The sequence below is a fragment of the Qipengyuania xiamenensis genome, from assembly GCF_019711495.1.
Taxonomy (GTDB): Bacteria; Pseudomonadota; Alphaproteobacteria; order Sphingomonadales; family Sphingomonadaceae; genus Qipengyuania; species Qipengyuania xiamenensis.
Window position 1 is genome coordinate 1,065,119 of sequence record NZ_JAIGNM010000001.1, and the last position, 23,369, is coordinate 1,088,487.

Annotated in this window: 33 protein-coding genes and 1 tRNA gene; 23 read left to right on the forward strand and 11 right to left on the reverse strand. The window is 61.8% G+C overall.

Annotation, left to right across the window (positions count from 1 at the left end; genetic code table 11):
- Window positions 1-15 precede the first annotated feature (15 nt).
- From K3165_RS05340 to rimP, 3 genes are read right to left on the reverse strand one after another with little or no spacing between them, the layout of a single operon-like run.
- Window positions 16-744, reverse strand: coding sequence for a DUF448 domain-containing protein (locus K3165_RS05340; protein ID WP_221547748.1), 729 nt, complete (start codon window positions 742-744; stop codon window positions 16-18).
- Window positions 725-2,392, reverse strand: coding sequence for a transcription termination factor NusA (gene nusA / locus K3165_RS05345; RefSeq protein ID WP_221547749.1), 1,668 nt, complete (start codon window positions 2,390-2,392; stop codon window positions 725-727). The genes K3165_RS05340 and nusA overlap by 20 nt, the downstream gene beginning before the upstream one ends.
- Window positions 2,392-2,970 (reverse strand): ribosome maturation protein RimP, encoded by a 579-nt coding sequence (gene rimP / locus K3165_RS05350; RefSeq protein WP_221547750.1) that lies wholly within the window; start codon window positions 2,968-2,970, stop codon window positions 2,392-2,394. The genes nusA and rimP overlap by 1 nt, the downstream gene beginning before the upstream one ends.
- A gap of 291 nt (window positions 2,971-3,261) precedes the next feature.
- On the opposite strand from rimP, the gene K3165_RS05355 reads away from it, so the two are divergent.
- Window positions 3,262-3,702 (forward strand): hypothetical protein, encoded by a 441-nt coding sequence (locus tag K3165_RS05355; protein WP_221547751.1) that lies wholly within the window; start codon window positions 3,262-3,264, stop codon window positions 3,700-3,702.
- Between the two features lie 19 nt (window positions 3,703-3,721).
- Here K3165_RS05355 and K3165_RS05360 read toward each other — a convergent pair whose 3' ends face one another.
- Window positions 3,722-4,009, reverse strand: a complete 288-nt coding sequence (locus K3165_RS05360; RefSeq protein WP_221547752.1) for a hypothetical protein — start codon at window positions 4,007-4,009, stop codon at window positions 3,722-3,724.
- Window positions 4,010-4,086: 77 nt separating this feature from the next.
- Complete coding sequence (pspF, locus tag K3165_RS05365) at window positions 4,087-5,115, reverse strand: phage shock protein operon transcriptional activator (RefSeq protein ID WP_221547753.1); 1,029 nt, start codon at window positions 5,113-5,115, stop codon at window positions 4,087-4,089.
- 157 nt (window positions 5,116-5,272) lie between these two features.
- On the opposite strand from pspF, the gene K3165_RS05370 reads away from it, so the two are divergent.
- The 12 genes from K3165_RS05370 to K3165_RS05425 all read left to right on the forward strand — a co-directional run bounded on the left by K3165_RS05370 (window position 5,273) and on the right by K3165_RS05425 (window position 9,472).
- The gene (locus K3165_RS05370; RefSeq protein WP_221431811.1) at window positions 5,273-5,425 is read left to right on the forward strand and encodes a hypothetical protein; all 153 of its coding nucleotides are present in this window, start codon (window positions 5,273-5,275) and stop codon (window positions 5,423-5,425) included.
- A gap of 98 nt (window positions 5,426-5,523) precedes the next feature.
- Window positions 5,524-6,315 carry a phage shock protein PspA gene (gene pspA, locus K3165_RS05375; protein WP_221547754.1) on the forward strand — a complete coding sequence of 264 codons (792 nt, stop codon included), beginning with the start codon at window positions 5,524-5,526 and terminating at the stop codon, window positions 6,313-6,315.
- A 3-nt stretch (window positions 6,316-6,318) separates the two neighbouring features.
- On the forward strand, window positions 6,319-6,615 hold the full coding sequence (gene pspB / locus K3165_RS05380) for an envelope stress response membrane protein PspB (protein ID WP_221547755.1): 297 nt from the start codon (window positions 6,319-6,321) through the stop codon (window positions 6,613-6,615).
- On the forward strand, window positions 6,612-6,989 hold the full coding sequence (gene pspC / locus K3165_RS05385; RefSeq protein ID WP_221547756.1) for an envelope stress response membrane protein PspC: 378 nt from the start codon (window positions 6,612-6,614) through the stop codon (window positions 6,987-6,989). Before pspB ends, pspC begins: the two co-directional genes overlap by 4 nt.
- 26 nt (window positions 6,990-7,015) lie before the next feature.
- Window positions 7,016-7,321, forward strand: a complete 306-nt coding sequence (locus K3165_RS05390; RefSeq protein ID WP_221547757.1) for a hypothetical protein — start codon at window positions 7,016-7,018, stop codon at window positions 7,319-7,321.
- The gene (locus K3165_RS05395) at window positions 7,321-7,635 is read left to right on the forward strand and encodes a hypothetical protein (protein WP_221547758.1); all 315 of its coding nucleotides are present in this window, start codon (window positions 7,321-7,323) and stop codon (window positions 7,633-7,635) included. Before K3165_RS05390 ends, K3165_RS05395 begins: the two co-directional genes overlap by 1 nt.
- Window positions 7,635-7,940 carry a hypothetical protein gene (locus K3165_RS05400; protein ID WP_221547759.1) on the forward strand — a complete coding sequence of 102 codons (306 nt, stop codon included), beginning with the start codon at window positions 7,635-7,637 and terminating at the stop codon, window positions 7,938-7,940. Before K3165_RS05395 ends, K3165_RS05400 begins: the two co-directional genes overlap by 1 nt.
- Window positions 7,937-8,230: a hypothetical protein gene (locus K3165_RS05405; protein WP_221547760.1), complete on the forward strand. Its 294-nt coding sequence runs from the start codon at window positions 7,937-7,939 to the stop codon at window positions 8,228-8,230. Before K3165_RS05400 ends, K3165_RS05405 begins: the two co-directional genes overlap by 4 nt.
- 33 nt (window positions 8,231-8,263) lie before the next feature.
- Window positions 8,264-8,500: a hypothetical protein gene (locus K3165_RS05410; protein ID WP_221547761.1), complete on the forward strand. Its 237-nt coding sequence runs from the start codon at window positions 8,264-8,266 to the stop codon at window positions 8,498-8,500.
- Window positions 8,497-8,673, forward strand: a complete 177-nt coding sequence (locus tag K3165_RS05415) for a hypothetical protein (protein WP_221547762.1) — start codon at window positions 8,497-8,499, stop codon at window positions 8,671-8,673. Before K3165_RS05410 ends, K3165_RS05415 begins: the two co-directional genes overlap by 4 nt.
- Before the next feature lie 42 nt (window positions 8,674-8,715).
- Window positions 8,716-9,123 carry a SufE family protein gene (locus K3165_RS05420; RefSeq protein ID WP_221547763.1) on the forward strand — a complete coding sequence of 136 codons (408 nt, stop codon included), beginning with the start codon at window positions 8,716-8,718 and terminating at the stop codon, window positions 9,121-9,123.
- 1 nt (window position 9,124) lies between these two features.
- The gene (locus K3165_RS05425; RefSeq protein WP_221547764.1) at window positions 9,125-9,472 is read left to right on the forward strand and encodes a YbaN family protein; all 348 of its coding nucleotides are present in this window, start codon (window positions 9,125-9,127) and stop codon (window positions 9,470-9,472) included.
- A 3-nt stretch (window positions 9,473-9,475) separates the two neighbouring features.
- Here the strand turns inward: K3165_RS05425 and K3165_RS05430 are convergent, their stop codons facing one another.
- Window positions 9,476-11,434, reverse strand: a complete 1,959-nt coding sequence (locus K3165_RS05430; RefSeq protein WP_221547765.1) for a TIR domain-containing protein — start codon at window positions 11,432-11,434, stop codon at window positions 9,476-9,478.
- Window positions 11,435-11,584: 150 nt separating this feature from the next.
- Here K3165_RS05430 and K3165_RS05435 point away from each other — a divergent pair, with 150 nt between their 5' ends.
- Complete coding sequence (locus K3165_RS05435; RefSeq protein WP_221547766.1) at window positions 11,585-11,743, forward strand: YqaE/Pmp3 family membrane protein; 159 nt, start codon at window positions 11,585-11,587, stop codon at window positions 11,741-11,743.
- A 36-nt stretch (window positions 11,744-11,779) separates the two neighbouring features.
- Here the strand turns inward: K3165_RS05435 and K3165_RS05440 are convergent, their stop codons facing one another.
- On the reverse strand, window positions 11,780-12,298 hold the full coding sequence (locus tag K3165_RS05440) for a sterol desaturase family protein (protein WP_221547767.1): 519 nt from the start codon (window positions 12,296-12,298) through the stop codon (window positions 11,780-11,782).
- A gap of 42 nt (window positions 12,299-12,340) precedes the next feature.
- Window positions 12,341-12,763, reverse strand: a complete 423-nt coding sequence (locus K3165_RS05445; RefSeq protein ID WP_221547768.1) for an acyl-CoA thioesterase — start codon at window positions 12,761-12,763, stop codon at window positions 12,341-12,343.
- Between the two features lie 121 nt (window positions 12,764-12,884).
- Here K3165_RS05445 and leuC point away from each other — a divergent pair, with 121 nt between their 5' ends.
- The 8 genes from leuC to K3165_RS05485 all read left to right on the forward strand — a co-directional run bounded on the left by leuC (window position 12,885) and on the right by K3165_RS05485 (window position 18,208).
- Window positions 12,885-14,321 (forward strand): 3-isopropylmalate dehydratase large subunit, encoded by a 1,437-nt coding sequence (gene leuC / locus K3165_RS05450; protein WP_221547769.1) that lies wholly within the window; start codon window positions 12,885-12,887, stop codon window positions 14,319-14,321.
- 39 nt (window positions 14,322-14,360) lie between these two features.
- Window positions 14,361-14,519: an isopropylmalate isomerase gene (locus K3165_RS05455; protein ID WP_221547770.1), complete on the forward strand. Its 159-nt coding sequence runs from the start codon at window positions 14,361-14,363 to the stop codon at window positions 14,517-14,519.
- On the forward strand, window positions 14,519-15,130 hold the full coding sequence (gene leuD / locus K3165_RS05460) for a 3-isopropylmalate dehydratase small subunit (RefSeq protein WP_221547771.1): 612 nt from the start codon (window positions 14,519-14,521) through the stop codon (window positions 15,128-15,130). Before K3165_RS05455 ends, leuD begins: the two co-directional genes overlap by 1 nt.
- Window positions 15,127-16,125, forward strand: coding sequence for an NADPH:quinone oxidoreductase family protein (locus tag K3165_RS05465; RefSeq protein ID WP_221547772.1), 999 nt, complete (start codon window positions 15,127-15,129; stop codon window positions 16,123-16,125). The genes leuD and K3165_RS05465 overlap by 4 nt, the downstream gene beginning before the upstream one ends.
- A gap of 74 nt (window positions 16,126-16,199) precedes the next feature.
- The gene (locus K3165_RS05470; protein ID WP_221547773.1) at window positions 16,200-16,526 is read left to right on the forward strand and encodes a DUF1476 domain-containing protein; all 327 of its coding nucleotides are present in this window, start codon (window positions 16,200-16,202) and stop codon (window positions 16,524-16,526) included.
- Window positions 16,527-16,530: 4 nt separating this feature from the next.
- On the forward strand, window positions 16,531-16,764 hold the full coding sequence (locus K3165_RS05475) for a BolA/IbaG family iron-sulfur metabolism protein (RefSeq protein WP_221424472.1): 234 nt from the start codon (window positions 16,531-16,533) through the stop codon (window positions 16,762-16,764).
- Window positions 16,765-16,802: 38 nt separating this feature from the next.
- Complete coding sequence (grxD, locus tag K3165_RS05480; protein ID WP_221547774.1) at window positions 16,803-17,135, forward strand: Grx4 family monothiol glutaredoxin; 333 nt, start codon at window positions 16,803-16,805, stop codon at window positions 17,133-17,135.
- Between the two features lie 290 nt (window positions 17,136-17,425).
- Window positions 17,426-18,208 carry an NUDIX hydrolase gene (locus K3165_RS05485; RefSeq protein WP_221547775.1) on the forward strand — a complete coding sequence of 261 codons (783 nt, stop codon included), beginning with the start codon at window positions 17,426-17,428 and terminating at the stop codon, window positions 18,206-18,208.
- Window positions 18,209-18,285: 77 nt separating this feature from the next.
- On the opposite strand, the gene K3165_RS05490 is transcribed toward K3165_RS05485, so the two are convergent.
- Window positions 18,286-18,362, reverse strand: a tRNA-Arg gene (locus tag K3165_RS05490).
- A 60-nt stretch (window positions 18,363-18,422) separates the two neighbouring features.
- Here K3165_RS05490 and K3165_RS05495 point away from each other — a divergent pair.
- Window positions 18,423-19,160, forward strand: coding sequence for a queuosine precursor transporter (locus K3165_RS05495; RefSeq protein ID WP_221547776.1), 738 nt, complete (start codon window positions 18,423-18,425; stop codon window positions 19,158-19,160).
- Between the two features lie 56 nt (window positions 19,161-19,216).
- On the opposite strand, the gene K3165_RS05500 is transcribed toward K3165_RS05495, so the two are convergent.
- Window positions 19,217-22,120 (reverse strand): TonB-dependent receptor, encoded by a 2,904-nt coding sequence (locus K3165_RS05500; protein ID WP_221547777.1) that lies wholly within the window; start codon window positions 22,118-22,120, stop codon window positions 19,217-19,219.
- Between the two features lie 211 nt (window positions 22,121-22,331).
- Window positions 22,332-23,357 (reverse strand): P-type DNA transfer ATPase VirB11, encoded by a 1,026-nt coding sequence (gene virB11, locus K3165_RS05505; RefSeq protein ID WP_221547778.1) that lies wholly within the window; start codon window positions 23,355-23,357, stop codon window positions 22,332-22,334.
- Between the last annotated feature and the right edge of the window lie 12 nt (window positions 23,358-23,369).

The following is a 23,369-nucleotide window of genomic DNA, read 5'->3' on the forward strand; positions in this document are numbered from 1 at the left end:
CTCGTTTCTCTTCGTTCAATCGTTCGTATCGTCACCGGCGTGCGCATTGGCGCGCCCGAATTCCTCAGGGATATCCCGTCCCAGATAATGCTCCAGTCGCATCAAGGGCTTGAGAACCCGCGCAGCAGAAGCATCGTGTGTCAGACCGAGGTGGACGACATTGTCGCGGCCCAATGCCACAGACAAAGCGTCGCGGTCCAGTGGCAGTGTCCAGCCACGTTCGCCCGACCCCTCCGCATCGCGCCCGACGCGCCAGGCCTGGTCGAGCTTCTTGCGCCCGTCCTCGCTGGCGTCGCTCGCGTGGAGAAGCAGCGCTACACCGCCGGCCCGTGCCGTTTCGGCAATGCGCTGCGTGCCCAAGATAAGGGCTCCGACGCGCATTTCGAGACCCAGCCGGTCAAGAAATACGCGGGTCAGCGCGGCCTCGATCTTTTCGGGGAGATTTTCCGGAATCTCCAGATCGCCGGTCTTGAAGGCACGCGAAAGGCCAGCCTTCAGCTTGCCGTTCGCCAATGCCTCTTCGATGGCCATGCGCGAGGAACATACCCATGCGCCCCGTCCTGGGGCCTTTTCCTGCGCATCGGGCAGGACCAGTCCGGACGGAGAGACGGCAAGACGGACCAGCGCATCGCGCGAGTCCGTCTCTCCGGTAAGGATGCAGCGCCTTTCGGGCTCGGAAGCTTTCCGTGCCTTGGGGGCTTCAGCGATGTCGGGGCTCAGGCGCTCATTGGGTGGAGTCCGCATCGGCGGCCTCCTGCGTTTCGGTCGCGTCGGCGGCTGCCGGAGCTTCCTCTTCGTCTTCGAACCAGTGTGCGCGGGCAGCCATGATGATCTCGTTGCCCTGCTCTTCGGTCAGGCCGTATTCGCCCAGCACGCCACCCTTGTCCTGCTCGCGCATCGGACGATCGCGGCGCATCGGCGGGCCGTCGGCATTGTTGTTGCGACGGCGCGGTGCCTCGCGGCGCTTGGCAATGAGTTCGTCGGTGGCGAGGTCGGCCACGTCGTCGAGCGTCTTGAGACCTGCCTTGCCGAGCGTGACGAGCATCGCTTCGGTCAGGTGCGGCAGTTCGGCGAGATCGTCTTCGACGCCCAGTTCGCGGCGCGCCTCGCGATGCGCTGCTTCCTGGCGGTCGAGCGCTTCCTTGGCGCGGTTCTGGAGCTCTTCACCCAGTTCCTCGTCGAAGCCTTCGATGCCGGCGAGTTCTTCCAGCTCGACATAGGCAACTTCTTCCAGATCGGCGAAGCCTTCGGCCACGAGCAGCTGCGAGAGCGTTTCGTCGACGTCCAGTTCCTCTTCGAACATCTTCGAGCGCTCGGCGAATTCCTTCTGGCGCTTCTCCGAGGCTTCTTCCTCGGTCATGATGTCGATCTGGTTGCCGGTCAGCTGGCTGGCGAGACGCACGTTCTGCCCGCGGCGGCCGATGGCGAGCGACAGCTGGTCGTCGGGAACGACGACTTCGATGCGACCGTCTTCCTCGTCGAGGACGACGCGGCTGACGGTTGCCGGCTGGAGCGCGTTCACAATGAAGGTCGCGCCGTCATCCGACCAGGGGATGATGTCGATCTTCTCGCCCTGCAGTTCCTGCACGACGGCCTGGACGCGGCTACCCTTCATGCCGACGCAGGCGCCGACAGGGTCGATGCTGCTGTCGTGGCTGATGACGCCGATCTTGGCGCGGCTACCCGGGTCGCGGGCGGCTGCCTTGATCTCGATGATGCCGTCGTAGATTTCGGGTACTTCCTGCGCGAACAGCTTGCGCATGAAATCGGGGTGCGCGCGGCTGAGGAAGATCTGCGGGCCGCGGTTGTTGCGTTCCACCTTGGTGATCAGCGCGCGGACACGCTCGCCGACACGCGCGGCTTCGCGCGGGATCTGCTGGTCGCGGCGGATGACGCCTTCGGCACGGCCGAGGTTGACGATCACGTGGCCGAATTCGACCGACTTGATCACACCGGTGATGACTTCGCCTGCGCGGTCCTTGAATTCTTCGTATTGGCGCTCGCGCTCTGCGTCGCGGACCTTCTGGAAGATCACCTGCTTGGCCGACTGCGCGTCGATACGACCGAGATCGACCGGGGGCAGCGGATCGACGATGAAGTCGCCGATCTTGGCATCGTCCTGCAGCTTCTGGGCCTGCTTGAGATCGACCTGCTTGAAGTAGTCTTCGACTTCCTCGACGACCTCGACGACACGCCACAGGCGAAGGTCGCCGGTCTGCGGGTCGAGCTTTGCACGGATGTCGTTCTCCGCGCCGTAGCGGTTGCGGGCGGACTTCTGGATCGCCTCTTCCATCGCTTCGATCACGATGGACTTGTCGATCATCTTTTCCGATGCGACGGCGTTTGCAATCGCGAGGAGTTCAGCCTTGTTGGCGGAAATGGCACTGGCCATCAGTCGTCTGCCTTTTCTTCTTCGGTGTCGTCGGCACCGCCAATCACTTCCTCTGCTCCGGAAGCGTCGAGCGGCTGGGTGGCGGCAATAAGCGCGTCGGTCAAGACGAGCTTTGCCGAGTGAATCTGGTCGCGGGGAAGTTTCGCCTCGCCCGCCTTGGCGTCTTCGATCACCACGAGGTCGCCCTCGAGGCCCTTCAATTCGCCCTTGTAATTGCGCTGCCCGTCATAGCCCTTGGCCATGGAAATCTTGGCTTCGTGGCCGGCCCAGTTTGCGAAATCCTTGGCGCGGGTGAGCGGACGGTCGATGCCGGGCGAGCTGACTTCGAGGTGATAGGCGCCTTCGATCAGCACTTCGCCCTGCTCTTCCAGCTCGTCGATCCGGTCGGATACGCGGCGCGAGAGCGCGGCGCACTGTTCGATTACCAGCTGGCCCGTTGCGGGGTCTTCGGCCATGATCTGGAGCGCTTCGCCGCCGTCGCCGGCTTCCGACGGCATCATCTTCACGCGCACGAGCTCGAAACCCAGCGCCTTTGCTTCGGGTTCGATCACTTCGTTCAAGCGTGCAAGATCAGCCATTCATACTCCGGTTCAGGACATGGATCACGACAACGGGGTCTTGTGCCGGCCCCTTGCGGCGCCAGCCCCTTCAGTGTCGCGACAATGTCGGGATGGGTGGCGAGATAGGCGCGAGTCCCGAGAAAAGCAATAGGTTCTGCATTTCGTCACGGTTCGTGGTATGATCGAAGCGCGACCATCATGGCCGCGCCGTGCTCGCCCGGCCGTCCCGTTTCGCCTGATTGGCCGGGAGAGCCCCGAAGAAGGGGATGCGAGATGAAGTATGCTTGTACAACCATCGCCGCCTTTTTGATGCTGTCAGCCTGCGGCGGTACCACCGATGACGAGGCACCCGAGGGACCGCGCGATCGCGATGCGGCCTGGACCCCGGAAGAAGGACTGCCCGATTTCGCCGACCGGCAGGACCCCAACCCCGGTGTCGGGTCGTGGATGAACCGGCTGGACCCGCAGGAAAGCGAAGCCTGCAACTTTACGGAAAAAGCACCGCAGGACCGCCCGCAGGAATATGTGCTGACCGCCTGGAGCGGCAATCTGGACCTCTATACTCCGCGCGACACGCTGGAGCACCGGCGCGGTAAGGGCTTTATCGAGTCCGCCTTCATGCATTCGCGCCCGATCGTGGCCGTACGCCAGGGGATGGACGATCTGTGGATCGAACCCGTCGGTGAGAACGTGGTCCTATATATAGGAGCGGACGAACTCACCTGCCGGCGCGACGAGGCGGAAGCCTAGCGCCGCCGGCCCCCACCTCTCAGGGGCAGCCAAGACCCCAGGGGTTCTTGTCACAGTCGACCGCCGGCTGGGCTTTGACGGCAGCCGGGGCCGCTTCGGCCTTCGGCTTCGCACGTTCTGCGTCCATCGAGGAGACCATGCTGAACATGCCGATAAGGAAAATGCCGGCGAGCACCCCGGCAACGATAAGCCGGGGAAGAAAGGTCTTTCGCTCGTGCCGTTCACGCTCGGCACGCTGTTCGTCGGATTCCGACGCGTCGCGCGCCATTTCGTACGCATCATGCAGATCGAGTAACGAAAATCCCATCGGTGCTTCCCCTGTAGCAAGACAGAGGGTGGGTTAACCCGCGAAACTGAAAAAAGGCCTAATTAATAGCGGTTTGATTACTCGGTTTCTTCCATTAGCCCGTGTTTCTTGATGGCATGGCGTAGCTGGTCGTAGCTCAGGCCAAGTGCCTTGGCGGTCTGCCGCTGGTTCCAGCGGTGCTTGCCAAGCGCGTGTTCGATGATGGCGCGCTCGTGCTCGTCGACCGCCGCCTTGAGATCGTCGACATGCTCGAAATCCACCGCCGGCGCAGCGGGCTGTTGCCCGGGCACTTCGGCAGGAGCCTGTTTGGCGGGTGTCGGTGAAGCCGGCTTCCACGGGCTGTCGAAGGGATCGAACTGGACATGGGCGATCGGCCTTTCCCAGTCATCCCAGCGATAGACGGCGCGCTCGACCACGTTGCGCAATTCGCGCACATTGCCCGGCCAGGGATGGTTCTCGAGTTCTTCGGCGACATGATCGGCGAAACCGGGCCAGGCTTCCCAGCCGAGTTCCGCACCCATGCGGCGCCCGAAATAATCGGCCAGCACTTCGATATCACCCTCGCGCACGCGCAGGGGCGGCAAGGTGATGACCTCGAAGCTCAGCCGGTCGAGAAGGTCGGCCCTGAATTCGCCGCGCGCCGCCTTGGCCGGCAGGTCCTCGTTCGTTGCAGCCACGATCCGCACATCGACCCTGATCGGGCGCGAGGAACCGATACGGGTCACCTCGCCATATTCGACGGCGCGCAACAGGCGCTCTTGTGCGCCCATCGACAAAGTGCCCAGTTCGTCGAGGAATAATGTGCCCTTGTCGGCTTCCTCGAACCTTCCGGCCCGTTGTTTGGTAGCACCGGTGAACGCACCTGCTTCATGGCCGAACAGTTCGGCCTCGAGCAGTGTCTCGGGAAGCGCCGCGCAGTTCATCGTGACGAGCGGCTCGTCCCAGCGGGTGGACAGACGGTGGAGACGTTCGGCAATCAGTTCCTTGCCGGTACCGCGCTCGCCGATAACCAGAACGGGCCTGCGCATGGGGGCCGCACGACTGGTCCGCTCGACCGCGTCGAGAAAGGCCCCGGACTGGCCGATATACTGATTTTCCCGCTCCATGACCAATATATAGGGATTTTCGCCAAGGCTTGGCAATCCCCGCTATGTCGATTTTCACTTACCTACTTACAGGCTGCGGATTTCTCCCGTTTTTCAAGTTTGGCACACCCCTTGCTGAACATGGGACAACAACTGATTACGTCCAAGGGAGGACACCATGTACGACCGCAAGTTCTTCAGCACCCAGCTCGGCAAGGCCGCCATCGCCAGCATCGCAATGATGACGGCATTCGTAGCCCTGAGCTCGCAGATCACGGTCACCACCCCGATGCCGCTGGTGGCATCGATCCAGCATGTGGAAATCGCGTGAGCAATTTCGATCCCCTCGGGCCGGAGCGTTCCAATCCCGGTAGTCCCCCGCGCAAAACTGCGCACAAGAACGCTTCGGCCCGCCCCAATACAGTTCGCTTGTCGCGGCTCGATAGTGAGGTAGAACGGCTTCGCCGCTCACCCACTCCGACGCAGGACACCAGCAAGCGCACTGCACAGTTTTTTTCCAGTGGAGCACCTTTGATGGGAATCTTCAGCCGTACCCGCGACATCATCGCGGCCAACTTCAACGACATGCTCGACCAGGCGGACGATCCTCAGAAGATGATCCGCATGATCATCCTCGAAATGGAGGAAACGCTGGTCGAGGTTCGCGCAAGCGCCGCACGCACCATCGCCGACCAGAAGGAAATGCACCGTCACTCGGTAAAGCTCGAACGGCTCCAGACCGACTGGGGCGAAAAGGCAGCGCTTGCACTGTCGAAAGACCGTGAAGACCTCGCACGTGCAGCCCTGGTCGAGAAGAAGAAGGCCGGCGACATGGCCGACCAGCTCAAGCAGGAAATCTCGGTGCTCGACGATGCCCTGCGTGCCTACGAAAAGGACATCGCCAAGCTGCAGAACCGCCTGCGCGAAGCTCGCAGCCGCCAGACCGCCATCGCGGCTCGCCTCGAAAGCGCAGAGAACCGCGTCAAGCTGCGCAGCCTGATGACCGAAGATCGCGTCGACGATGCACTCAGCCGCTTCGACCAGCTCGAACGCCGTGTCGACTACGCCGAAGGCCGCGCCGATGCGCTGTCGATCGAAGGCAAGGGCCAGCCCAGCCTTTCCGACGAGATTGCCGCGCTCGAAGGCGCCGACGCAATCGATGATGAACTTGAACAGATGAAAAAGGCGCTCGGCAAGGACGGCGCAAAGAAAGAGGACTGACCCGTGGACGAGATTTTTGCAATCGTATCGATCTTCATCGCGCTGCCGTGGATCATCCTCCACTACATCACGAAATGGAAGACTTCCGCCACCATCACCACCGATGACGAGGCCCTGCTCGAAGAGCTCTACAACCTCGCCAAGCGCCTCGATGACCGCATGGACACCGTTGAACGCCTGGTGGCTTCCGACAACCCCGATTTCCGTCCCGCCCGCCTCGTCCATGACAGCGAAGAGGACAACCAGCAGCTGCGCGAACTCGAACAGCTGATCGCCGAGAAAAAAGGAGCAGCAAAGTGAATAGCCCCCGTACAACCCTCTATCGCGACAAGAGCAATGCGAAGCTGATGGGCGTGTGCTCGGGCATCGCGGACTACACGGGCGTCGATGCCTTCTGGGTTCGCCTCGGCTTCCTCGGCCTGACCTTCATGACCGGTGGATCGACGATCCCCTTCTACTTCCTGGCCGGCCTGCTGCTGAACAAGAAGCCCGCGCATCTCTATTCGGAGCCTGCCGAGCAGAAGTACTGGCAGGGCGTGCGCCAGAACCCGAAGCGCACGGCTCGCGAGATCCGTAGCCGGATGAAGGACATCGATCGCCGCCTCGCCGACGTCGAGACCTTCTACGTCAGCAACAACCCGCGCCTCACGGCCGAAATCGAACGCCTTCGCTAAGGCCGAGAGTAAGGGGAGGAAAGACGATGGATCTCGCTATTTTGATCCCGCTTGCGCCATTCATCATGGTGCTCGGCATCATCTACCTGGTGAACCAGCGCAAGCTCGAGGAAAAGCGCATCACCGCAACGGCGGAAGCCAGCTCGGAAAAGGCGGCACAATATGCCAGCCGCGTCCAGCAGCTCGAAGACCGCGTGCGGGTGCTTGAACGCATCGTCACCGACGAAGGGTACGACGTAGCGACGCAGATCGAAGCCCTGCGCGACGAGCGTCGGGTAGAGGAACAGGGAGCGGGCGTCCCGCTCGACATCAAGAATTCGGAGAGAGCATAATGGACCTGTCGGAAATCCCCGTAGCGATGCTCGCCATTCCCTCGGCCCTCATCGCGCTCGGCTGGGTCGCCAACACCTGGATCCGCGTGAAGCATGGCTATCCGCTCGAAAACAGCTGGGGCAAGGCGGTGTATCCACGGAACGACCAGGCGGTGGAGCGCGTGAAGCTGCTCACCCAGGAGAACGCCGAACTGCGCGCAGAGCTCGGTTCGCTCAAGGATCGTCTCGGCAATGTCGAGCGCATCGTGACCGACAGCGGTTATCACCTCACCAGCGAAATCGATCGCCTGCGTGACAAGTCGGAGGCAAACTGATGGACGCCGACCTGATACTCATTTTCGGTTTCATCCTGACCATCGCCAGCCTTGGCATGCTGACCGGTATCGTCATCCACCGCAGCCAGATCCGTGCCGATGAGCGCAAGCTCGAACTCCAGGCACAGGTCGAGCAGGCAAAGGCCGACCAGGCTCGCTTCGGCAATGGCGATTACAGCAAGATGGAGGAGCGCGTCCGCGTGCTCGAACGCATCGCTACCGACAGCAACCATGCACTCGCCGCGCAGATCGATGAATTGCGCGCGCTGGATGCGGTCGAAGACAAGCGGGAGACTGCTTCGTGAGTGGATGGGCCATCGTAGCTGTCGTCGCGATCGTGGTGTGGGGCATCGTCCAGATGGGCAAGGCTCGCCACCGTGCAGAGCGCGGCATCGTCACCGACGAGCGCGGTAACGAAAGCTTCGGTCAGGCCCGCGATGCGGAGACAGAACAGGAAATCGAGGACCTGCGCGAACGGATCAAGGTACTCGAGAGGATCGCCACCGACGGCAATTCGCTCGACGCGCAGGAAACCAAGAGAATTGCCGCCGAGATCGAAGCGCTGCGCGACAAGCAGCCCGGCAAAGGCGAATAGGAAGAGGCACTGGTTCAAGGAGGACATGGGGAAATGTTCGAACCTACATTGATTATCGCGGCAGCCAGCCTGACTGGTCTTGTCATTGTCGCAGCGGCCTTGCTGCGCGGCTGGCAGGGCTGGCTGGAGCTCAAGCGTAGCGAGCTCGAAGGGCATCACGGCCCGCGGGCAGAGGAAGGCTCTTCGATGGGCGCGGCCCGTATCGAACTCGCCGACCTGAAAGAGCGCATCAAGAAGCTCGAGGCCATCGCCAGCGGAGTGGACCTGTGATCGAGCGGGGCGGAGAAGTCGCCAAGGTCGGCATCGGGATCGGCAGCGCGCTCGCCATCGCGATCTCCTGGACCAAGAACCAGTCGATCCTGTGGGCCATCTTTCACGGCTTCATCAGCTGGATCTACGTGATCTACCATGCCTTTACCCGCCCGGGCGGCCTGATGGGCTGAGATGATGGACGCATGCGCGCTCGCAGGCTAGAGGCCGCCGCCATGCGATCCCTTACCGATATCGAAGAAGAGTACGAGTTCCTCGAAGGTGACGAGCGTTATCGCCTCCTGATCGAACTCGGACGCGAGCTGGACGAGATGCCGGACGCGTTGAAGACCGATGCCACCTTGGTGCGCGGCTGTTCGGCGAGTGTGTGGGTCTATCCCACCGGCGATGCCGGAAAGCTCCACTTCCTCGCGGATAGCAATGCCGCGATCACCAAGGGCATCGTCGCGCTGGTGATCTCCGCCGTTCAGGATCGGCCTGCTAGCGAGGTCGCCGACATGGACATTCACGCCGCCCTCGCCCCATTCGACCTGAAGAACCAGCTGTCGAGCAACCGCACGCAGGGCGTGCCCAACATGATCGCCCTGGTGAAGGAGCACGCTGCGCGGATCGCAGCGGGCTGACATGCGCACGATCTACCGCGTCCTCGGCTATATTGCGGTAGCTCTCGGAGCGATCGGCGCGTTCCTGCCGATCATGCCGACAGTCCCGTTCCTGTTGCTCGCGGTCTATTTCTTCGCCCGGTCGAGCCCCGAGCTGGAGCAGAAGATCCTCGACCACCCGCATTGGGGGCCGCAAGTCCTCGACTGGCGCGAACGGCGTGCGATCAGCCGCAGGGCAAAGACAATGGCGATCGGCGCCATGTCGACGGGCGCCGTGGTGACCTACTTCACGCTGGGACACCCGTGGTACTGGGTGTCGCTGGCAATCCTCGTCATCGCGGGCAGCTGGATCGCGACACGCAACGAGTAGTTCCTATTTCTGCAAAGGCCAGTCGACCGGTGACGGCAGGTCCAGCGAAGCGCCTGCTTCGATCAGGCGAGCCTTGAACCGGGGCGTGGCATCGAGGTCGAAGCCATTGCCGCAATGGCAAGTGACGATCCCGCTATTGGCGAACCAGATCGGCCCAGCAGGCCGCGCATCGATCTTCGCAGCGTAGCTATTGGCCAGCTCACGATTCCCCATCAGGGTCGCAACGTGGAGTTTGGCCACATCCGGAGCGCCCTGCTGCTCGTAGCTGTCCAGCTGGGCCTGCAATCCCTCGCGGTCCCCTTCCGCCGCCAGGATCCAGGTCAAGGCCTGTCCGTGATAATATGCCTGCGGATCCATGCGGTCGAGAACCTCGCGAGCATCCTCGATCCGGTCAGCCGCTATCAGTGCAAGGACATGGATGCGCAGCATCGCCTCCGACAGATCGCCGGAAGCTTCGATGACATCCAGCGCTTCATCTGCGCGGCCCATGTAGAGAAGGATGGCTGCCAGCGGCGTCTGGCTCGAAAACGGGTCGCAACGCTGGAGGCGCCTGGAATAGTCGATATACTCTTCCATCAGTCCCAGTCTGATGACCAACCAGTCGTTATAGCTGGTCGATACGGCGCAGCTCTGGTCCTCCGTCAGCATGCGCTTCACGACCTCCCGCGCATTGGACCAGTCGTTCGAATATTGGATCGCCTGCTGGTCGATCGTCGGGTAGGCTGAGCGCGGCGCATGCTGTCGCGCTTCCGACAGGCGGCGCTGGATCTCGAGGCGCGCCTCCTCGGCCACTTCGGGGCCCCCAACGGGGAAGCCGATGCTGTGATCGGTCAGCAGGTGGCTGTAGCGATCGATGGCCGCAAGCTGCGCGTTCCAGAAACGCGGCTCGAGTTCGAAGGCACGGTCGAAATAGGAATTGGCTTCGGCGAGGTTCTCGTAGGTCGCACCGCGATTGTGCTCGGTGCCGAACAGTTCGAGGCCTCGCGCAAACAGTGCATAGGCTTCCGGATTGTCGATACCCGCCTCGCCCATGCGCTCGCGTTTTTCGTCGTCGAGCAGCACCCCCAGCGCCTCGGCCGCGCGCTCGGCGATTTCCGATTGCACGCGAAGAATGTCGGAGCCGGTGACGTCGTAAGTGTCGCTCCAGAGCTGGCTGTCATCTTCGGCGCGGACGAGCTGCGCGGTGACCCGCCAATCCTCGCCGCTACGCCGGACTGTCCCCTCCACGAAATATTCCACTCCGAGGGTGTCGGCAATCGAACTGGCCGGCTGGTCGGTATCGGCAAAGCGGAAGCTGGCCGTGCGTGCCGTGACGCGCAGTTCGGATAGAGCGCCTAGGCGGTTGAGGATTTCCTCCGCCACGCCCTCGGCGAAATATCGGTCTTCTTCGTCCTGCGAGAGCGAGCGGAACGGCAGGACGGCGACTGACGTGAGCTCGTCCTCGGTCACTGCCTCGGCAGGGTCCGCCGAGCGGCCGGCAAACCACCACGCGCCCAGCCCTGCGAGAAGCAGGACGGCGCCGACTGCAGCGAAGATACCTACAAGGCTGCGAGAAGGCGCGGCCTGATCTGCACTGGACCAGGCAGGAAGACTGCCCAGCCGATGACCCAGCGCACGCAGCAGATCGCCGCGTCCGTTCTGGTCGGTCATGTCGATTGCGTGAATCTGTTTGAAACCGATCGGTGGAGGTGTGCCGTCGAGACTGGTCGCCACCAGCTTTCCGGTTTCAAGTCCTATCCCGGCCTCGTCACGCACCCAGTGAGAGGTGACGCCGTCCTTGGACCACAGAACTAGGACGACCTGTGCTTCTTCCAGCCTTCGTTCTATTTCCTTGGCGAATTCCGAGCCGCCATCGATGTGGCGGTCCCACCAGACCGAATAACCGGCAGCCTCAAGCTCGGCCGCCAGCCGCTCCGCACTTTCGCGGTCGGCGCGGGCATAGGATAGGAAGATGTCCCCCATGACCGGCAATTCTGCCAGTATTTCAGCGCATGTCCACTTTCATCCGCTTCGACGGGCGAATTACGGGAAAACCGAGAGAATTCAGGAACCGCAATTATCCCAGGACGTTAGTTTTTCAGATGGCGGGAGGGTAGACACAAGGAATACTCAATGGCCATTCTCATTCTTATCGCCACCATCCTGCTTCCCCCGCTCGGCGTTGCCGCGAAGCATGGTCTGGGCGGCACCTTCCTTCTCAATCTCGTGCTGACGCTGCTCGGATTCATTCCGGGCCTGATCCACGGCCTTTACGTGAATTACGCAAGGTAGGATCAAGAACCTGGATTATCGAAGCGCCGGGGCGGTCTACGCTCCGGCGCTTTCGCGTACGACAGCCTCGCCCGCTTCCCGCTGGCGCCTGAGTTCGGCCTTCAGCTTGGTCGGGTCCTGCGCGAAGACGAAGCCGAAGCTCACGCCGCCTTCCTTGCCGATGGTGGCGTGATGCAGCTTGTGTGCCTGCACCAGGCGCTTGGCATAGCCCTTCTTCGGGACCCATTTGAAATAGCGCTGGTGGACCAGCCCGTCGTGCACCAGCGTATAGATGATGCCGTAAAAGAGGATGCCGAGCCCGATCCAGGTCGCCGGCCACCAGGCATTAGCGCCGAGCACCCATTCGCTGCCGAGCGCAAACATTGAAATGCTCATCGCAGCCCCCACGATCGCGTAGAGATCGTTTTTCTCCAGCACGTTGTCATGCGGTACGTGGTGGTCGCGGTGCCATGCCCAGCCGAAACCATGCATGATGTACTTGTGGCTCGCCCACGCCACCCATTCCATGGCAGCGACGGTCGCAAGGACAATCAGGATCGGTGCGATGATTTCCATGGTCGCAATATAGGCGCTGCACAGGGGCAGCGCAAAGACTGACTACGCGTCGGGCGATGCCTTGCGGGTGTCGATGCCGAAATAATCGCGTGCCACCTCGCGGCTTATCCGCGCGGGCATGTGACTTTCTGCATCGAGGCAGCACCACATGCTCTTCACTTCGGCCAGCACGTCTTCGCCGCGACGAATCACGGTGTTGTAGAAGCTGCGCGCTCCCTTGATCTTTTCGAGCACGGTCTCGGCAATGACATCGTCATGCAGGAATGCGGGCTTGCGATAGGTGATCTCGTGCTTGAGCGCGACCCACGCCTTGCTGGCCACTTCCTCTGCAGGCGCGAGTTTCTGCCAGTGCGCCAGCACTGTGTCCTGCACCCAGTTCAGGTAGCGCGCATTGTTCACGTGCCCCATGAAATCGATATCTGCGGGAATGACTTTGATCGGAAAGGAGAATGGTTTTGCTGACATGAGTGTAAGTTAGCAGACTAATTATGACTGTTCCATGATTCTCTTGAGATAAAAGGCAATCTTGGCCCGCCTTTGGTTTTGCCTTTTTGCGCATGTCCCAAAGTGAGGCCAAACCACATGCATGGCGAGCAAACCGCGCACACTCTACGAGAAGATCTGGGACGCCCATGTGGTCGAACGGCAGGACGATGGCACCTGCCTCGTCTATATCGACCGGCACCTGGTCCACGAAGTCACCAGCCCGCAGGCTTTCGAGGCCCTGCGCATCGCCGGGCGCACAGTCCGCCGTCCCGACCTGACGCTGGCGGTCCCCGATCACAACCTCCCGACCACGCCGCGTCTCGCGAGCGATGGCTCCCGCCTGCCAATCGCCGACAAGCAGAGCGCCGCCCAGCTTGCCGCGCTCGAGGCAAACGCTCCGGCCTTCGGGATCGACTATATCGATGCCGTCGCGCCAGAGCAGGGCATCGTCCACGTGGTCGGGCCGGAACAGGGCTTCTCCCTTCCCGGCACAACGATCGTCTGCGGTGACAGCCATACCGCAGCCCATGGCGGCATCGGCGCACTCGCATTCGGCATCGGAACCAGCGAGGTCGAGCATGTGCTCGCCACCCAGACCTTGCTGCTTCGGCCCAGCAAAACAATGGAAGTGCGGGTCGAAGGAGAACTGGGGCCTGGCGTGACGCCCAAGGACCTGATCCTGCACATCATCGGCGTCATCGGCACGGCCGGCGGCACCGGTCACGTCATCGAATATCGCGGCCCAGTGTTCGAGCAGATGAGCGTCGAAGGCCGCCTGACCGTCTGCAACATGAGCATCGAAGGCGGCGCCCGCGCCGGCCTCATCGCGCCTGACGAAACCGTGTTCGAGTATCTCAAGGGCCGCCCCTACGCGCCGTCAGGTGAGGCATGGACCGACGCGGTCGAATGGTGGCGCTCGCTCGCCACCGACGAAGGTGCCAGCTTCGACAAGTCTGTCTTCATCGATGCCGCGGATGTGGAGCCGACCGTCAGCTGGGGCACGAGCCCCGAAGATGTCGTCGCCATCGGGGGCGCGGTGCCCTCGCCCGACAGCTTTGCCGATCCGTCCAAGCAGGAAGCTGCCCGCAAGAGCCTCGACTACATGGGTCTTGCTCCGGGAACGCCGCTGGAGGAGGTCGAGGTCGAGAACATTTTCATTGGTTCGTGCACCAACAGCCGGATCGAGGATCTGCGCGCCGCCGCCGCCGTGCTCGAGGGGCGCAAGAAGGCTGCGAATGTGCGCTGGGCCATCGCGGTGCCCGGCTCCGGCCTCGTAAAGCGTCAGGCGGAGGAAGAGGGTCTCGACCGTATCTTTACCGACGCCGGGTTCGAATGGCGCGAACCGGGCTGTTCGGCGTGTCTTGCGATGAACCCCGACAAGGTGCCGCCGGGCGAACGCTGCGCCTCGACCAGCAATCGTAATTTCGTCGGCCGGCAAGGTCCCGGATCGCGCACCCACCTCCTCAGCCCGGCCATGGCCGCTGCCGCTGCCGTGACGGGTCGGCTCACCGACGTACGCAAGCTTATGGGCGAGTGACCCCTTGCCCTTCGCATTCGCAAATACCATGAGGGGAGCATGACAAAGCTCCCCAAAGGCAAGACCGCCATCGCAGGTGCGATCGGTTCCGCCGCCATCGCCGCAGCGCTGCTCTACGCGAACAAGCGCCGTGAAAAGAAAAACAAGCCCAGCCAGCCGGGGCCGATCCCCTCGGGCGAGAATCCGGAGACCGATTGATGAAACAGGTGTCGACCATTTCGGGCCGCGCTATTCCGCTTGGCCTCAAGAATGTCGACACCGACGTCATCATCCCCGCGCACTGGTTGAAAACGGTCAGCCGTGAAGGGCTTGGCAAGGGCGCGTTCGAATCGATCCGCCAGACGCCCGGCAACCCCTTCGACGTGGAGGATTTCGCCGGCGCCCCGATCCTGATCGCGGGCGACAACTTCGGTTGCGGCTCAAGCCGTGAACACGCGGCATGGGCCATGCTCGACATGGGCCTGACTGCGGTCATTGCGCCCAGCTTCTCGGATATCTTCTCGGGGAACGCCTTCAAGAACGGCATTCTGGCCGTCGAACTTCCGCAGGAACAGGTCGACCGCCTGCTCGAAGTGGCGAAGGATCACCCGATCACCATCGACCTTGAAAACCAGGTCGTCACTACACCATTCCAGGATCGCTTCGCTTTCGAAGTCGATCCCTTCCGCAAGCATTGCCTCCTCAACGGCCTCGATGAAATCGGCCTGACGCTGGAGCGCGATGCCTCGATTGCAAAGTACGAAGAGACCCGCGCCGCGAGCCTGCCCTGGCTCGACGCGCCTCATAAAAAACGGAGAGAGCCCGCATGAAAGCAGTCCTGTCGAAAGAGACCGGCGGCCCCGAGACCCTGGTAGTCGAAGACATTGAAGTCCCCACTCCCGGCAAGGGCGAGGTGCTGATCGATGTGGCGGCCTGTGCGATCAACTTTCCAGACACGCTGATCATCCGGGACATGTACCAGTTCAAGCCGCCGCGCCCCTTTGCGCCGGGTGGCGAGATCTCCGGCACCATCGAGGCTTTGGGCGAAGGCGTCGAAGGCTTTGCCATTGGTGACAAGGTCATCTGCGGCGTGGGCAATGGCGGCCTGCAGGAGAAGGTAGCGGTCGCCGCTGCCCGCCTGTTCAAGGTCCCGGACGGCATCGACCTGGTGCAGGCATCGGCCCTGCTGATGACCTATGGCACCACGATCCACGGCCTGAAGGATCGCGGCGATATCAAGGAAGGCGAAACCGTCCTCGTATTGGGCGCTGCAGGCGGCGTGGGCCTCTCGGCAGTCGAACTGGCCAAGGCCTATGGCTGCCGCGTAGTTGCCGCCGTCTCTACCGAGGAAAAGGGCGAGGTCGCGAAAAAGGCCGGTGCGGACGAAGTCGTGATCTATCCGCGCGCTCCCTTCGACAAGGACCAGTCCAAGGCGCTGGCGCAGGCCTTCAAGGATGCCGTCGGGCCGAACGGTGCCGACATCGTCTACGACATCGTCGGCGGCGATTATTCCGAACCTGCCCTGCGCTCGATTGCATGGGAAGGCCGCTTTCTCGTGATCGGTTTCCCCGCCGGGATCGCCAAGATGCCGCTCAACCTGACCCTGCTCAAGAGCTGCGACATCCGCGGCGTCTTCTGGGGCGCATTCACTGCGCGCGAGCCGGAGCGCAACAATGCCAATATCGCCGAGCTGTTCGACCTGTGGAAAGCCGGCAAGATCAATCCTCTCGTCAGCGAGACCTATCCGATCGAACGCGCACACGAGGCCATCGCCAAGCTGGAAAACCGCGGGGCGATCGGAAAACTCGTCGTGACGATGGATTAATCGACCGCCACACCCTTGCCGCCTTGTGATGCGATGCCTATTCGGCAAGGCAAGATACACCCAAGGGGAAAGACATGACCGACTTCAAGGATCGTGAACGCGGCGAAGAATCCAAGTTCGCCTTCGACCAGGAAACCGAATTCAAGATCGCTGCGCGTCGCAACCGCCTGCTGGGCGAATGGGCAGCGGGCCTGATGGGCCTGACCGAAGAGGAAACCGACGCTTACAAGAAGGCTGTCGTACAGGCCGATTTCGAAGAAGCCGGCGATGAAGACGTCATCCGCAAGCTGCTGGGCGACCTGACCGCTGCCGAATGCGATGTCAGCGAAGCCGACATCCGCGCCAAGCTGGAAGAATGCTCGGTCGAAGCGCGCCGCCAGTTCATGAGCGACCAGAAGTAATCCCATGCCGATGCCAGCCGAAGACATCGTCGCGCTGATCGAGGCCGCGCTTCCGGGCGCGGTCGTCGAAATGCGCGACCTTGCGGGCGACAACGATCACTGGGCGGCCAAGGTCACTGCGCCTCAATTTGCAGGCAAAACCCGCGTCGCCCAGCACAAGCTGGTCTACGAAGCGCTGGGTGAACGCATGGGCGGTGAACTCCACGCCTTGCAACTGACCACCCAAGCACCCAACTGACAGCCAGACATTTTCGCTAATTCAAAGGCAGGGCACCCATGTCCGACGTAAACTCGCGCATTTCCGACATCGTCAAAGGCAACGACGTCATTCTCTTCATGAAGGGCACCCCGCTCTTCCCGCAATGCGGCTTCTCCAGCCGCGCGGTGGCCATCCTCGACCATTGCGGTGTCGCCTATGACAGCGTCGACGTGTTGCAGGACATGGAAATCCGCCAGGGCATCAAGGCCTATTCCGACTGGCCGACGATCCCTCAGCTTTACGTAAAGGGCGAATTCCTCGGTGGCAGCGACATCATGATGGAGATGTTCGAGGCCGGCGAACTGCAGCAGCTCATGGAAGAAAAGCAGGTCGCCAAAGCCGAAGGCTGAAGCCTGACCTAACCAGAAACGGGAAAGGCCCGCCCGGGGGACTACCGGGCGGGCCTTTTTTTGTTCGTTCGGGGAGGCGGACACAGGAGACCGGGACGGTCCGCCTCTCGAAGACCATTGGGACACGGCATTCTATGCATGGTGCGTGCCAAAAACCTTTTCTCGAAGACTTTCAGGCAGAACGATAGTTAACGCCGAATTGCGGCATTGCCCGAGTGTCAAAATTTCCGACGGGTCGTATTAACCTTCGCGGCTTGGCAATCCCGCCGGAGATCGGCACACAGTCAGGCATGAGCATCAACCCTGACGCCTCTCCCGAAGGCATCCCCGCAGCAACCGTAGTCATCTTCCGCAAGGGTGCCGAAGAAGGCCCGCCCGAGATCCTGATGACCATCCGCTCGCGCGAGATGGTCTTCGCCGGCGGCATGGCTGTATTCCCCGGAGGCCGGGTCGATCCCGCCGATTTCGAACTTGGCGCCATGATGGGCGGGCCGCTCGAACCGGACGAAGCAGCCCACCAGATTGCCGTGGTCAGGGAAACACTCGAGGAGACGGGGCTCGTGATCGGTCTCTCGGGCGATATCGATGCCGATCGCGCAAGGGCCGCCCGCGCCTATCTTCTCGAGACGGGCGATCTCGCCAGCGTGCTCGACCACTTCGACTGGTCGCTCGACCTCGACCAGCTGACACCTTTCGCGCGCTGGTATCCGAAGAACGAGCGTATTCCGCGCGTCTACGATACCCGGTTTTACATCGCCGACCTCGGAACGGGGGCCGTCGAGATCGAGGCCGACCTTTCGGAGAACACCCACCTGTTCTGGACGACCGCGCAAGGCGCGCTGGATGCAGCGGAGCGCGGTGAGATCAAGGTCATCTTCCCGACGCGGCGAAACCTCGAACGGCTCGCACTCTTCGACGATTTCAGCGCAGCAAAGGAACAGGCAGACCGCATCCCCGTACGCACGATCACACCCTACATGGGCGAGCGCGAAGGCAAGAGCTGGCTCGAGATTGGCGAAGACCTTGGCTATCCGGTGACCGGCGAACCGCTGGATACCGTTGCGCGGGGATAGGACCCGGCCGCCCTCATGCAGCAAAACAGTAGAGCGAAAGCGGCCCTCAAGTAGAGAAGCGGTAGGCCGAAAAAGAATGGCGCGCCCGGCAGGACTCGAACCTGCTGCCTCAAGATTAGAAGTCTCGCGCTCTATCCAGATGAGCTACGGGCGCGCACCGTGGACGCCATAACGCGGCTTTGCCTTAGCGCCAATCGGCGATAGGCAGCGCGCTATGGAAAAGACCCAGCCCGCAACGCCCGACGCTGCCCCGCGCTTTCGCTACTACGATCTGGTGATGGCGGCCTTCGTCACGATCCTGCTGTTGTCGAACCTGATCGGTGCATCGAAGCCCAGTTACGTTAACCTGCCGGTGATCGGGCAGTGGTCTTTCGGTGCCGGCGTCCTGTTTTTCCCGGTGAGCTATATCATCGGCGACATCCTGACCGAGGTCTATGGCTACGCCCGCGCAAGGCGGGTCATCTGGACCGGTTTCGCCGCGCTTCTCTTCATGGCGTTCATGGCATGGGTGGTCGTGCAGCTGCCGCCGGCAGAAGGCTGGCCGGGGCAGGAATCCTACGAGTTCGTTTTCGGCAACAGCTGGCGCATCGTGCTGGCATCGATGGTCGCCTTCTGGGCAGGCGAATTCGCCAACAGCTATGTGCTTGCCAAGATGAAAGTCTGGACAGAGGGACGCCACCTCTGGATGCGCACGATCGGTTCGACAGTCGTCGGCCAGGGTCTCGACAGCCTGATCTTCTACCCGCTCGCCTTCTGGGGCCTTGCCGGCTGGCCGGTCGAACTCCTCTGGCAGGTCGTGCTGTCGCAGTGGCTGATCAAGACCGCATGGGAGGCCCTGCTGACGCCCTTCACCTACTTGGCAGTGAACAAGCTTAAGCAGGCGGAGGGTGTCGAGATTTTCGACACCCAGACCGACTTCTCCCCCTTCGCATCGTCCAACACCAAGGCATAAAAAAGGGGCGACCCGCGAGGGCCGCCCCGATTTCCCCTTGTTGAAGACCGAGGGTTTTAGAACTTCGCGCCGATGGCCACACCGTAGCGGCGCGGATCGAGCGTGAAGACGTTGGTGAACAGACCCGAGCTGGCATCGGTCACGTAGAGACCGGTTACCGAGTCGGAGTCGAAGATGTTCTGCACGAAGGCGCGGACATACCAGTTCTGTTCGGAACTGTTCAGCTGGATCTGCGCATTCGCCTGCACGAACGGAGCAATCCGGTTCACGCGGCCGTTGAACACGTTACCGTACTGTTCGCCGGTGAAAGCGATGTCGAAACGCGGAACCAGCGTCATGCCGTTGCCGAATTCGGCAGTGTACTGGACACCTGCCGACGCCTTCATTTCCGGTGCCTGGGGCAGCTTGTTGCCCTTCAGGTTGACCTCGACGCCGGGGCTGAGAACCTCGACGCCGCCAAAGGCTGCACCGATGGCCGTAGCCTGCGCATCGAGGACGCTACAGATACTGAAGGCGCCGTTCGAGGCGATTCCGCCATCGCTCGGGAAGGCCGAGGGTCCCTGAAGACCGAGTCCGCCATTGACCGCAGACACGAAGGCATTGGCACCAGCCCCGGTCACCGCACACAGCGCACCGTTGGTGATATCCTTGATGATCACCGCATCGGGATCGCCACCACCCGGGTCACGCGGGTTCGAGAAGAACTGGTCACCGGCAACCTCTGCGTTGAGGAACGAGAGGTTCATGTTGACCAGCCAGTTGTAGTCCGGACGAAGGATCGTCTCGAATTCCAGGCCCCAGATATTTGCATCGATCGTATCGTTGACCGAAGTACGCGCGATGATGCGGCTGAGCTGCAGATCCTTGTACTTGTAGTAGAACGCAGTGGCGTTGAACTGCAGGTTGCCGTCGAGGAACGAGTTCTTCGAACCGATTTCGAAAGCATCGATGCTTTCCGAACCGAAGCTGTCCGAAACCTCGAAGATCGGCTGCAGCGGCGGGTTGATACCGCCCGACTTGTAACCACGCGAATAGGACACATAGACGTGGTTGTCGGGTGAGATCTCGTAATCGATGACCGCGCGCCCCGTGATCTCGTTGAAGCTAACCGAACGTTCCTGGACGAGCTGGTTGCCCGCAGTGCCCGGGTCGGCATCGTAGCTTCCCACGAACGGCGAGTCGAAAGGATCGCCGTTGTTGCTGTAGGGGTTGAGGAAGCTTGCCAGCGTCGAGCGCGCGGTGATCGACTTGCTGTCGTCATTGTAGCGCAGGCCGCCGGTGAACTTCAGGCGATCGGTAATGTCGAAATAGACTTCACCGAAGATGCCGTAGCTCTCCAGTTCGAAATCGCGGGTGTTGTTGCGGAAGAACGACGTGCCCAGATAGGACGGCTCAAGACCGGCGCCCAGCGAGGTGAACGAGCCCAGCACGCCGGTGATGTAGTCGATCGCGAAGGCGTTCACGTAGTAGCTGTTCTCCAGCACCTTCGAGTTCGCGTAGATACCGCCGACGAGGAAGTTGATCGGGCCATCGAAGTCCGAGGAAATGATCGCTTCAACAGAGTAGCTCTCGTTTTCCTGGTTCGAGCGGTCGAACTGCGTGCCGTTAGGTGTACAGACGCGCGACCCTTCGTATGCGCCGGTGTTGTCGAGGTTGGTGTCCGAAACGCACAGGTTCGTGCCATCGAACAGGGCATCGACGATCGGCTGGAAGTAGGACGCGACCACCGGACCGACCGCGAGCGGGTCGGCGAAAGTGTTGAGCGTCCCGAATGCCAATGCCGCATTCGGAATTTCGCCCACGCCATTGTTGTAGTCTTGGCGCGAGTCGACACTGGTTTCCTGATAGGTGCCGGTGATGCCCAGCTGGATATCGCCGAAGCTATGCTCGATATGCGCCTGCAACTGAAGCTCGTCGGCGAAGTATTCGGGGGTGAACTGGGTGTTCACCTTCCGGAAGTCGGCCGGCTCGTTGAAATTGGCGTAAGCATCCGGGCCATAGAGGCTGTTCAGACCGAACGTCGCCGGAATGCCGTTGATGGCGAGGAATTCGGACGAACCCAGCGTACCGGTGAAGGTCGAGTTCGAATTGGTCTTGTCGAAATCGAGGCGGTTGTTGAGGCAGCCTAGCACACCCGTGGGGTCGCGCTGACACAGCTGCTTCTGGATACGCATGCGGTTGTCGTCTTCCTCGAAGTAATACCCCATGAGGTCGATCGTCGTATCCGGACCCGGCTCGAAACGAAGCGAACCGCGCACCGCGTACATTTCGCGGTCGTCGATGTCGTTCCCGTCGAACAGGTTCTCGGTATAGCCATCACGGTCCAGCCAGAAGCCAGCGACACGCAGGCCGATCGATTCCCCGATCGGCAGGTTGACCATGGCTTTCGCCTTGATCGAGTTGAAGTTGCCGTACTCGAAGTCGGCGGCCGCACTGAAGCCGGACAGATCGGGCTTCGCGGTAACGACGTTGACCACGCCCGACGTCGCGTTGCGACCGAACAGCGTGCCCTGCGGACCGCGAAGCACCTCGACGCGTTCGAGATCGAAATACTCTGTTTCGAACAGGCGCGTGCCGAACAGCGGCGCGGAGTTGAGGTGGATTGCCGTCGCACTGTCGCACGATACGCCCACGCAAAGGTCGCCGATGCCGCGGATGGTGAAGCTCGACGACGTGAAGTTCGACTTGGTGAAGGAGACGTTGGGCAACGTCAGCTGAAGGTCGCTGGCGTTTTCGATCTGCTGCGCTTCGAGCGCTTCGCTATCGAAGGCACTCACCGCGATCGGCACTTCCTGCAGGCTCTGCGCCTGGCGCTGTGCGGTCACGATGATGATGCGTTCGTTGGTGGTTTCTTCCGCGATACCGGACTCTTCGCTATCGCCGGTAACATCTTGTGCATACGCGGGAACTGCGAATGCGCCGGCACAGATTCCGGCCATCAGGGTAGCCCTGATCCTCATAAACCCTCTCCTCATCCCTTTGGTCTTCTCTCAGGAGACCTGCCGCGCAGGCTATCATACAATCGTATGCACGCAAGTTTTTGCGCAGGATTCTTGCGCAAGAAGACGGATTTGGGTTTTCTTGTTGCAGCGCAGCAATTTCATCAAATGCAATTGACGCTACGGCATGGCGGAACAGCCGGTGGGTGACGTTACGGCGACCGAGATTGGCTCAGATGAGGTCCGAACTTTGCGCGATCTGCGAAATGCCGCGTTTGCCGCTCGAATCGCGGTTCAACTGCACCACGACATCGATCACGCTGGCGGCATAGGCGATCGTATCGCTGCGCGTCAGGCCGATGCCGGTCTGCATGACCATGAGCGAAAGCTGTTCGAGCGCACCGCGCAAAGAGTTGGCGTGGATCGTCGAGAAACTACCCGGGTGACCGGTGTTGATCGCACGCAGGAAGGACACGCTCTCCGCACCGCGCAGTTCGCCAAGGACGATCCGGTCCGGACGCAGGCGCAGCGCTGCCTGGAGCAGCTCGTTGGCAGTGACCTTGGCCTCGCCAAGCTCGCCCTTCACCGCGACAAGGCCGACGCCGTTTTCACCCGGCAGTTTCAGTTCGGGCGTATCCTCGACCAGCACTACGCGTTCGTGGCGCGGAATCTCGCCGAGCATGGCGTTGAGGAATGTCGTCTTGCCGGTGCTGGTGCCGCCGGACACGAGGATGGTGCGCCGCTGGCGGACCGCTTCGCGCAGGAATGCGACCGGTTCTGCCTGCGGATCGGGCATTGCGCCCTGCTCCGCCTTTGCGAGCGGGCCGGAATCATAGGCATCGAGCGGCAGGTCGAGACGGCGGTGGCGACGGATCGCCATGGCCCAGTGCTTGCGCGCAGCGGGCGGGCCGCAGAACTGGATACGGGCACCGTCGGGAAGCGTCGCACCGAGCAGCGGGTGTTCGCGGTTGATCCCCTGGTGACTGACCCGGGCGACCTGCTCTGCAAGGCGCTGGATCAGGCGATCGTCGATCTCCGGACGCAGCACTTTCTGCATGCCGCCCGCAGCCGCATCCTCGACCCATACCTCGCCCGGCCGGTTCACGAGAATTTCGGTGACTGTGTCGCGGCCCAGCCATTCGGCAAAGGGCTTCAGATAGGCTTCGAGATAGACGCTGCGCTCGCCCTGCAGGTCGACATTGGGCGCATCCTCTTCCGGATGATCGTCCGGCAGGAAAGGATGGATGTCGGCGCTCACCTCTTATCGACC